Source organism: Amycolatopsis australiensis (assembly GCF_900119165.1).
GTDB lineage: Bacteria > Actinomycetota > Actinomycetes > Mycobacteriales > Pseudonocardiaceae > Amycolatopsis > Amycolatopsis australiensis.
The window spans coordinates 6,148,351-6,158,309 of sequence record NZ_FPJG01000006.1 but is presented as its reverse complement, the minus strand read 5'-3'; the positions used below and the strand labels follow the sequence as shown (position 1 = coordinate 6,158,309).

The following is a 9,959-nucleotide window of genomic DNA, read 5'->3' as shown; positions in this document are numbered from 1 at the left end:
CCTGTCATCCGAGGGCGCGGCGCCGAATTCCCCGTTGCCGGCAAGGGCACGCCGTTCCCGATGCCCGAATTCCGACGTAAGACGTGTCTTCGTATCCGAGGAACATACCTTCGTCGGGTTCCGTGAAACTCCAACGACACCCTACTGTCGCCTCCGACGCGATTCGTCGCACAAACATCGGGAACCATTCCCTCCCTTTTCCCCATTCCCTTTTCGAGAACAGGAAAACCGGTGGACTTCAAGAAAGCTGTCGGCGTCGTCGCCGTCGCGCTGGCCGGGCTGTCGGCCACGACCGCTGCCGCGGCGGCGGCCGAGCATCACCACCTCGCGCACGGGCTGGGCCTGAACCTCGCCGCGGCCCGCGCGCACCACAGCACCGCGCACCTGGCCGCGCCACAGGCATTGCGCGCCCCGGCGAGCTACGACCTTTCGCAGTACGCGCCGGCGCCCGGCGACCAGGGCCAGGTCGGCTCCTGCGTCACGTGGGCCACCGGTTACACCGGCTACGGAATCCTGACGAACGAGCAGAACGTCGACGGCGCGCCCATGGCGCCGATGTTCATCTACTCGCAGATCGCGAAGGGCAACGACGAGGGCACCACCGCCTCCGTCGCGCTGCCGATGGAACAGAACCAGGGCATCGACACCAAGAGCGACTACTGGCAGGGCGACTTCGACTACACCACCCAGCCGGACGCCGCCGAGCGCGCGAACGCCGCCCATTACCGGCTTTCCGGCTTCACCGAGCTGCCCACCAGCGGCAGTTCCGCGCGCACCGCGATCCAAAACGCGATTTCGCAGGGCAAGCCGGTGCCGATCGGTTTCCAGGTGCACCAGAGCTTCATGGACCTGGACGCCCGGTCCGCTTCGGACTACAGCTATCTGCCCGGCGATCAGCGCAGCGACCCGATCGTCGGCGGTCACGAGGTCACCATCGTCGGTTACAACAGCCAGGGCGTGAAAATCGAAAACTCGTGGGGCGCCAACTGGGGCGACGGCGGGTTCGTGACGGTGCCGTGGAGCTTCTTCGACACCGGTGACGTGATGGAGATCCACGCGATGGGCCCGCTCGCCCAGGGCTGACCGATCCGGCAGCCGAGCGTCCGCCTGGCCACGGCCGGACGGACGCTCGGCTCTCCTCGGTCCGCAACGCGCCTCAGCGAGATTCGCCGGGCCACCGCGACTTCGGGCCCGCCGGCCAGATCGGCGCGGGAAACCACGCGGCCCGCGCCAAACCCGCCACCACGACGTCCCAGACCTTCCGCAACCCCCTCATGCGACCCACGTCCCTCGCGCGCAGACCGCACGCACCCGGAGCAACGCACGCGGGTCGGCCAGCGGATCGCCGTCGACGGCCAGCAGGTCCGCGTCGAAGCCCGGCGCCACACGGCCCTTGCGGTGCGCCAGCCCGCAGACGCCGGCGGCGACCGACGTGATCGCCCGCAGCGTCTCCGCCGGGGACAGCCCGATCTGGCGCAGCATCAGCGGTGCCCACGGCAGCACGCCGTGCGGCTTCACCGGGGCGATGCCCGCGTCCGTGCCCGCCACCACCCGCGCGCCCAGTTCGTGGAGGCGCCGGTAGTTCCGGGTGACCGCCGGCAGGCGGCGGGCGATCTCCGCGGGCGGGGCCAGGCCCTCGACCGGGACCATGCCGACCGTCGCCCCGATCGCCACGCCCTGGTCCACCAGGGCCCGCAGCAGTTCCTCGGAATGGTCGACGCCGGCGGGGGACCAGAACGTCACGTGCTCCATGCCGTCGACACCGGCGGCGAGCGCGTCCACGATCGCCGCCGTGCCGTGCGCGTGCGCGGTGACCGGCAGCCCGTGGCGGTGCGCCTCGTCGACCGCCGCCCGCAGGACGTCCCGGTCGAACTGCGCGTCCTCCTGGCGCGTGCCGGGCGTCATCGTCCCGCCGCTGGCCATGATCTTGATGACGTCGGTGCCACGCTCGACGTGTTCGCGCACCGCCGCCCGCACCCCGGCCTCGCTCGCCTCGGCGGCTCCGCCGAGGAAGTGGCAGTGCCCGCCGGGACTGGTGATCGGCGGCCCGGCGGCGACCACCGTCGGCTGGCCGGCCCGCTCGCGCAGCGCCAGCGAGAGGTAGCCGCGGTCGCCCAGGTCCCGCACCGTCGTCACGCCCGCCCGCAGCGACGCCCGCCCGGCCTCGGCCATCGCTTCCCGCGCCTGGTCGTCGTCGCGGGCGGCCAGCCGGGCCACCGGGTCGGCACTGGCGTCGAAGGCCAGGTGGACGTGCGTGTCGACCAGGCCCGGCAGCAGCGTCGTCCCGGCGAGGTCCACGACGTCGGCCCCTGCCGGCACCGTCCCGCCGGACTCGACACCCAGGATCGTGGCGCCGTCGAGCACCACCAGCGGGTCCGGGACCAGGGCCGCACCCACGCCGTCGAACAACCGAGCCGCCCGGACCGCCGTGAGCCGGCGCCGCTCGGTCACCACAAGCTGTTTCGTCATGGCGGACACGATCGCCGCGGACGGCGTCCGGGGCGTCGGGGCAACTACGGAACCGGGGTACGGAGATCCTCAGCGCCGGGGTTCGATCGCCAGCTCGCCGCGGGTCACCTGGCGGCCGAAGCCGCCGGTCAGCAGGCCGTGCGGGATGCCGGGGTCGATCGCGCTCGCTTCGTCGAGGCGGGCGAGCTGCGCGCCGGTGAACTCGACCTCGAGGGCGCCCAGGTTGTCCTCGAGCTGTGCCGGGGTGCGGGCGCCGACGACCGGCGCGGTCACGGCCGGGTTGCGCAGCGTCCAGGCCAGCCCGACCTGCGCGGGCGTGCGGTCCAGCTCCGCGGCGACCTCCCGCACGACGTCGGCGATGGCCAGGGTGCGCTCGGTGACCATGCCCTGGGCGGCGTTGAAGCTCTTGCGGGTGCTCTCGGCCGTGCTCGGCGCGGTCAGGTCCGCGCGGCCGTACTTGCCGGTCAGCACCCCGCCGCCCAGCGGCGAGTACGGCAGCACGCCCAGCCCCAGCTCGCGCGCCATCGGGATGAGGTCGCGTTCGCCGGTCCGCTGGATCAGGCTGTACTCGATCTGCAGCGCGATCAGCGGCGACCAGCCGCGCAGGTCGGCGATCGCCTGCATGCGCGAGATCTCCCACGCCGGGACGTTGGACATCGCCAGGTACCGGACCTTGCCCTGGCGGACGAGGTCGTCCATGCCGCGCAGGATCTCCTCGACCGGGGTCGTGAAGTCCCACACGTGCAGGTAGAGCAGATCCAGGTAGTCCGTGCCCAGGCGGCGGAGGCTGGTCTCCACCGACGCGAACATGTTCTTGCGGTGGCTGCCGCCGGAGTTCGGGTCGCCGGGACGGCGCAGCGTCGTGTACTTCGTGGCCAGCACCAGGCTCTCGCGCCGGCCGCGGGCGAACTCGCCCAGCATGCGCTCGGCGCTGCCTTCGGTGTAGGTGACGGCGGTGTCGACGAAGTTGCCGCCGCGCTCGACGTAGGTGTCGAACAGCTTGCGCGCGTCGTCCTGCCCGGCGCCCCAGCCCCACTCGGTGCCGAAGGTGGCCGTGCCGAGCGCCAGCGGTGAGACCCGCAGCCCGGAGCGGCCCAGCAGCCGGTAGGTGTCGAGGGTGAGCGACATCGGTCCTCCTGTGCTCGTGATCGGTGCGGGACCGAGTCTGCGATCGCCGCGGGCCCGGGGTAAGGGAAGGAACATCCTGGGAACACGCGTCCCACCCCGGCCGTTGCACACGCCATGATCACCAGCACCGTGGACCGGACCCAGGAGCTGGCCGCGTTCCTGCGGAGCCGGCGGGAACGCCTGGACCCGGGCGACCTCGGCCTCCCGCCGCGCCGGGCCCGGCGGACGCCGGGACTGCGCCGGGAAGAGGTCGCCGAACTGGCCGGCGTCAGCGTCGACTACGTCGTGCGGCTGGAGCAGGCCCGCGGGCTGCGGCCGTCGGCCGAGGTGGCCGAGGCACTGGCCGGGGCGCTGCGCCTGACGCCGGACGAACGCGCCTACCTCTTCGACCTGGCCGGCCACCGCCCCCGCACCGGCGGCGAGCCCGCCACCGCCGCGGCGCCACCGCTGGCCCGGCTCGTCACCGATCTGGCACCGCTGCCGGCCATGCTGATGAACCACCGCTACGACATCCTCGCCTGGAACGCCGAAATGACGCGGCTGCTGGTGGACTTCGCCACCCTGCCGCCGTCGCGGCGCAACGCGATGTGGCTGTGCCTGCTGCACCCGCAGGTGCGCGAGTTCTACGTCGACCGCGAACGCGTGGTGCGGGAAGGGATCGCCCACCTGCGCGCCGCGTGGGCCGCGCACCCCGGCGACCGGGCCCTGTCCGGTCTCATCGCCGAATTCACCGCCCGTGACGCGGACTTCGCCCGGCTGTGGGCCGAGCGGGACGTCAAGGTCAGCGGACGCGGGCGCAAGCGGCTGCGGCATCCCGTCGCCGGCGAGTTCGCCGTGCAGTACGAAACGCTTGCGCCCCTTCAGGATCCGGACCAGCTGCTGGTGATCTACCGGGCCGCGGACGCGGCGAGCCAGTCCGCGATGGACCGGTTGCGCGCCCCGGATGTTGACCTCGACAAAGGTTGAGGTCTTACCGTCGGCGGCATGACGGAGACGATGCTCACCGAGGTGCGCCGCCCGCCGCGGTCCCTGCTGGCGACCCTGCTCGGCGTCAGCACCATGACCATCATGGCCAGCGCCACGATCACCCCGGCGCTGCCCGGGATGGAACGGCACTTCGCCGCCGAAGCGCACGCCGAGCTGCTGGTGCGGCTCGTGCTGACCCTGCCGGGGCTGGCGATCATGGTGTCCGCGCCGCTGCTGGCGCGGCTCGGCGGCCGGATCGGCCGGGTCCGCGTGCTGGCCGCGTGCCTCGTGCTGTACACCGTGGGCGGTGGCTCCGGCCTGGTGCTGGACTCGCTGCCCGCGCTGCTGGCCGGGCGGGCGCTGCTCGGCGTCGGGATCGCGGGTGTCATGACGACGTCGACCGCGCTGCTCGCCGACCACCACCCGGTCACCGAGCACGGCCGGGTGCTGGGCCTGCAGGGGGCGGCGATGGGGTTCGGCGGCGTCGTCGCGCTGCTGCTGGGCGGCCTGCTCGCCGCGGCCGGCTGGCGCGGGCCGTTCGCGGTCTACCTCCTCGCGGTGCCGCTGCTGGTCCTGGTGCTCCGGTTCGTGCCCGAGGCCGTCGCCCAGCCCGCCGCCGAAGAGGCCACGGCGGAGTCGCCGTGGCAGCCGCGGCTGCTCGGCCTGTACGCGGTGATGTTCCTCGGCGTGGTGGTGTTCTACACCGTGCCGACGCAGGCGCCGTTCTGGCTGGCGCAGGTCGGCGGCGCGGGCCCGGCCGCCGCGGGCGCGCTCATCGCCGCGGTCAACCTGGTGATGACGCTGGTGGGGCTCAACTTCCCGCGGCTGCGGACGAGGTGGAGCTTCCCGGGACTGGCGACCGGCATGTTCGCCGCGTTCGCGGCGGGCCTGGTGGTGATCGGCCTGGCGGGTGGCCTCGCGACGGCGGCGATCGGCATGGTCGTGGTCGGCCTCGGCATCGGCCTGCAGAACCCGACGGTCAACGGCTGGGTCGTCGCGTCGGTGGCGCCGGGTGCCCGGACGAAGGCGCTGGGCCTGCTCACCTCGGCGCTGTTCCTCGGCCAGTTCGCCTCACCCCTGCTCGCCCAGCCGGTGATCGACGCGGCCGGCCTGGGCCGGACGTACGTCTTCGCCGGGGTGCTGGCCGCGCTCGTGGCGGGCGTGCTGGCCGCGGCGCACCTGGCGCGCCGCGGCCGCGCCGTCAGCGGTTCACCGCGCTGACTTCGTCCTGCACCCGGGTGCGCACGGCGTCGCCGGACAGTCGCGTTTGGACGGCCGCCGTGCCGCGCACCGGCCCGGCGACGGGGTGGACCTCGTCCTCGCCCGGCAGCGGGACACCGGGACACGTCGTGCTGCCGGGCCGGGAGTTCCTGGTGAGGAACACGTTCACCAGCCCGTCGACGCACGGGTTGCCGCCCAGCGCGTATTGGCCGTGGAACGGCGAGTCGTCGACCGACACCAGCGGCACGCCGGCCGCCCGCGCCGCCGACGAAGCCTGCTCGTAGCCGGTCTGCGGATCGAATTCCCCTTGCACCACCAGGATGTTCCCCGCCACCGACGCGGGCACGTCCGGCAGCGCGTGCCGCGGCTCGTCCGACCAGAAGCCGCACGTCTCGCCGAGGCCGTAGGCCCAGCCGAAGAGCGGGTACGCCGGGCCCTGCCGGTCGGACAGCCGCTTGTACCAGGGGGCCGGGCGGGTCGGCTGGTCACCGCACGCGACGGCGTAGCGGGTGCCGGGCGCCCGGGTGTAGTCCGGCGCGGACGCGGCCACCACGGCCGGGGTCACCGCGGCGGCCGGGACGCCGAACGCCTGGCGCGCCGCGGCGTCGAGCCGGCCGGCCAGCACCGGCGGGGGAGTGGCCGGCGTGCCGTCGAGCGCCGCCGCGCCCTGCAGGAGGACCAGCGCGCCGAGCAGCCAGCGCAGTTCGCTGCCGTTGCCGACGAAGATGCCGTCGTAGGTGTCGGGGGAGACGCCGTGGCTGCCGTAGTACGCGCGGACGCGTTCCCACTTCGCCTTGACCGCGGCCGCCGTGCCACCCAGCTGGGCCGTGAAGTTGCGGGCCAGCCACGGCAGGTAGACGTCGTCGAACTGCCGCTGGTCGATCACCGGGAACGCCTCGAAGTCCGCCTGCAGCCGGCCTTCGAAGTTCACGCTGGAGTCGAGCACGGTCTTGCCGGTGTGCTCCGGGAACAGCGACGCGTACTTGGCGCCGAGCCACGTGCCGTAGGAGTAGCCGAGGTAGTTCAGCTTCTCGTCGCCCAGCAGCGTGCGGATCAGGTCCATGTCGTGCGCGGTCTGCCACGTCGTCACGTACGGCGCGAGCGCGTCGCTCTGGCACGCCTCGGCGACCGCGCGCGGCACCTGCTGGTGGTTCGCGATGCTCGCGGCCGAACGGTCGCGGGCGTCGAGCGGGCCCTGCGGCAGCCTGCCGACCGGGACCTGGCACTGGAAGCCCTTGTCGTCGGTGCCCGCATGGCCGGTGCCGCGCGGGTCCATGCCGACGAAGTCGTAGAGCCGGTGCACGGACGGTTCCAGCGCGGCGAGCGGGCCGGCCAGCGTGGTGCCCTGGCCGCCCGGCCCGCCCGGGTTGAGCAGGAGCGCGCCCCGCCGTTCGCCGGTCGCGGCGGCACGGCTGATCGACACCGTCAGGTCGGTGCCCGCGGCCGGGTCGGCCCAGTCGCGCGGCACGGTGACGAGCGCGCACTGCACCGCGGCGTCGTCCGCGCCCGGCTTGAACGGGCAGTCGCCCCACTGGAGCTGCTGGGTCGTGTACGGCGTGAGCGGGTCCGCGGCCGCAGCGGGCACCGCGGCCGCGAAGAGGGCAGCCGTCGCGGCCGCCAGTCCTGTCCGGGAAATGCGCACCGGGGGTTCCTTCCGTCGCCGGGTGGGGTGCGCCCGAGCCTGGCCCGGCCGCGGCCGGCGGTGATCAGCCCGTGGGACGAAGTCGCGCCGCCCGCCTCCGCCCGGGGTATGAGGCCACTCAGCGCGCGGCCGCCCGCCGCAGCCGCGATCATGGGCGCATGACCGGTTCGGGGATCGGTGTCGTCGGGCGCCGCCTCGCGCAGTTCGTGCTGGACGAGATGCTCGTCTTCGTGCCCATGCTGCTGCTGGCGATCGCCGTGGTCTGGCTGTTCCACCCGCACGGCCCCGGGTTGCTGACGTTCCTGAAGGTCGTCCTCTACACCATGCTGGCGCTCGACTTCGCCGGCCTCCAGCTGCTCAACACGTGGTGGCCGTACCGGCACGGCGGCCAGACACCGGCGATGCGCTGGCTGCGCCTGCGAGTCAGGACCGTCGAAGGCGGCCACCCGTCGTTGGGGGCGTTCGTCGTCCGGGACCTGTTGATGGTGGTCGACGGCTTCGCGTGGGGACTGACCGGCGTGGTGGTGATGCTGGTGACGCGACGGCGGCAGCGGTTCGGCGACGTCGTCGCGCGCACGGTCGTCGTGCGGGTCCCGCGGCGCCGTGACGGCTCCGGCGGCTCAGCCGACGAGTCCGCTTTCCCACGCCCAGATGGCGATCTCGGTGCGGTTGCGGGCCCCCAGCTTGCGCTTGGCCGCGCCGATGTGGGTCTTGACGGTGGGCAGCGAAACCACGAGTGAGCGGCAGATCTCGTCGTTCGTCGCGCCGCGCGCCACGGCCTTCACGACGTCGAGCTCCCGCGGCGTGAGCGGGGTCGTGGGTTCGGCGGCACGCCGGGTGTCGCGGCGCGCGAAGTGGGCGAGCAGCCGGGTGGTGATCGCGGGGGAGACGAGCGCCTCGCCGTGGGCGGCCGCGTGCACGGCTTCGACGAGCAGGTTCGGCCCGGCGTCCTTGAGCAGGAACCCGCAGGCGCCGGCCCGCAGCGCGGCGTGCACGTTCTCGTCGAGCCCGAACGTCGTGACCATCACGACGTGCAGCGGGTCCGGGACGCCCGCGCCGGCCAGCAGCTCCGTCGCGCGCAGCCCGTCGACGCCGGGCATCCGGATGTCCATCAGCGTGACGTCCGGGCGCAGCTCCCGGGCCAGGCGGACCGCCTGGTCGCCGTCGGCGGCCTCGCCGACCACCTCGATGTCCGGTTCGCCCTCGAGGATCAGGCGGAACCCCGCGCGGACCATCGCCTGGTCGTCGGCGATCAGCACTCGCGTCGGCACCCGCGCTCCCCTCTGCCGCGTCAGCCCGGCTCGAGCGGCAGCCGCGCGACCACGCGCCAGCGCCGGCCCGCCGCCGGTCCCGCCTGCACCGTACCGCCCACCGCCGCCACCCGCTCCGCCATCCCGAGCAGGCCGTAGCCGCCCCGGCGCGCGGGCCGGGCAGCGCCGTCGTTGACCACTTCGACGCGGAGCTCGCCGGGCGGTTCGTGGTGGACGAGCACCCGGACTTCGGCGGCGTCGGGCGCGTGCCGCCGGACGTTGGTGAGCGACTCGGTGAGCAGCCGGTGCGCGGTGGTCACCACTTCGGGCGCGACCGCCAGGCTCGCGAGGTCCGGGCTGACGTCGAGGTGGACGCGCTCGTCGTCGGGCACTGCGCGGTCGACGGCGGCGGCGAGGTCGGCCGGCGGCACGAAGAGGTCTTCATCGCCGGTGCGCAGGGCACCGACCAGCCGGCGCATCGCGGACAGGGCCGCCGTGCCCGCGGCTTCCAGCTCGGCGAACGTCGCGGTGTCGCCGCCGGTGCGCTCGGCGACGCGGTGCGCGGCCTGCACGCGCACGACGATGCCGGTGATCTGGTGGGCCACGAGGTCGTGCAGCTCGCGGGCGAGCCGGAGGCGTTCGGCGGAGCGGAGTTCGAGCACCTCGACGCGGTGCCGGACGTCGGCGTCGCGCAGGACCAGGCCGCCGGCGAGCGCGCCGCCCCAGAGCAGCGCGGCGCCGGCCGAGTAGAGCGCGGCCGGGGAATCCGTGCCGTAGCGCAGGATCGGGGCGAGCGTGGCCGCGCAGCCCCCGAGGACGGCCTGGACCGTGGCCGTCCGGGGCGGGAGCCGGTGGCAGCAGGCCCCGACCAGCAACGCGATCGCGAGGGCTTCGGCCGCGCCGGGCTGCGGCGGGAGCCGCGCGTCCGCGGCGGCGAGCGCGGCGGCGATCGCCGTGCCCAGCAGGGAAAGCCCGGACACGGCAGTGGCCAGCCCCGCGATGTGGGCGGGGAACCGGCGCCGCAGCACGGCCAGCAGCGCCACGACCGGCCCGACGCCCGGCGCGAACTCGACGGCGATCGTCGTGAGCTGACCCCGGCCGGGGCCGGCCCGGGCGGCGAGGACCGTGTCGAGCACGACGAGCGCGCCCAGAACGACGGCTTCGGCGACCAGCGGCCCCCGGCGGCCGGTCCACGGAATGCGTGCCGCGCCTGCGAAGGTCATCCGCCGATGGTGCCGCACCCGGCGGCCGGGTGCCGCTCTCGCGCGGTGAGTTCGTACCTG

General features: G+C 74.2%; 9 protein-coding genes. 4 read left to right on the top strand and 5 right to left on the bottom strand.

The features are described 5' to 3' along the window. Positions 1 to 231: 231 nt before the first annotated feature. Positions 232 to 1,083 (top strand): C1 family peptidase, encoded by an 852-nt coding sequence (locus BT341_RS30065; RefSeq protein WP_072479477.1) that lies wholly within the window; start codon positions 232 to 234, stop codon positions 1,081 to 1,083. Positions 1,084 to 1,272: 189 nt separating this feature from the next. Here the strand turns inward: BT341_RS30065 and BT341_RS30060 are convergent, their stop codons facing one another. Both BT341_RS30060 and BT341_RS30055 read right to left on the bottom strand, forming a co-directional pair. Continuing rightward, positions 1,273 to 2,469, bottom strand: a complete 1,197-nt coding sequence (locus BT341_RS30060; RefSeq protein ID WP_072479476.1) for an amidohydrolase family protein — start codon at positions 2,467 to 2,469, stop codon at positions 1,273 to 1,275. Positions 2,470 to 2,538: 69 nt separating this feature from the next. Then, positions 2,539 to 3,597: an aldo/keto reductase gene (locus BT341_RS30055; protein WP_072479475.1), complete on the bottom strand. Its 1,059-nt coding sequence runs from the start codon at positions 3,595 to 3,597 to the stop codon at positions 2,539 to 2,541. Positions 3,598 to 3,711: 114 nt separating this feature from the next. Between BT341_RS30055 and BT341_RS30050 the strand changes: the two genes are divergently transcribed. Beyond that, positions 3,712 to 4,563, top strand: coding sequence for a helix-turn-helix domain-containing protein (locus tag BT341_RS30050; protein WP_072479474.1), 852 nt, complete (start codon positions 3,712 to 3,714; stop codon positions 4,561 to 4,563). 18 nt (positions 4,564 to 4,581) lie between these two features. Further along, positions 4,582 to 5,784: an MFS transporter gene (locus tag BT341_RS30045; RefSeq protein WP_072479473.1), complete on the top strand. Its 1,203-nt coding sequence runs from the start codon at positions 4,582 to 4,584 to the stop codon at positions 5,782 to 5,784. On the opposite strand, the gene BT341_RS30040 is transcribed toward BT341_RS30045, so the two are convergent. Next, entirely contained in the window at positions 5,765 to 7,426 is a 1,662-nt protein-coding gene (locus BT341_RS30040; protein WP_072479472.1) for an alpha/beta fold hydrolase, read from the bottom strand. The two genes, BT341_RS30045 and BT341_RS30040, sit on opposite strands and share 20 nt — an antisense overlap. 158 nt (positions 7,427 to 7,584) lie before the next feature. Here BT341_RS30040 and BT341_RS30035 point away from each other — a divergent pair, with 158 nt between their 5' ends. Further along, positions 7,585 to 8,166 (top strand): RDD family protein, encoded by a 582-nt coding sequence (locus BT341_RS30035; protein ID WP_072479471.1) that lies wholly within the window; start codon positions 7,585 to 7,587, stop codon positions 8,164 to 8,166. Here the strand turns inward: BT341_RS30035 and BT341_RS30030 are convergent. After that, entirely contained in the window at positions 8,047 to 8,697 is a 651-nt protein-coding gene (locus BT341_RS30030; protein WP_177328923.1) for a response regulator, read from the bottom strand. The two genes, BT341_RS30035 and BT341_RS30030, sit on opposite strands and share 120 nt — an antisense overlap. A gap of 20 nt (positions 8,698 to 8,717) precedes the next feature. Next, entirely contained in the window at positions 8,718 to 9,899 is a 1,182-nt protein-coding gene (locus tag BT341_RS30025) for a sensor histidine kinase (protein WP_072479469.1), read from the bottom strand. Positions 9,900 to 9,959 lie beyond the last annotated feature (60 nt).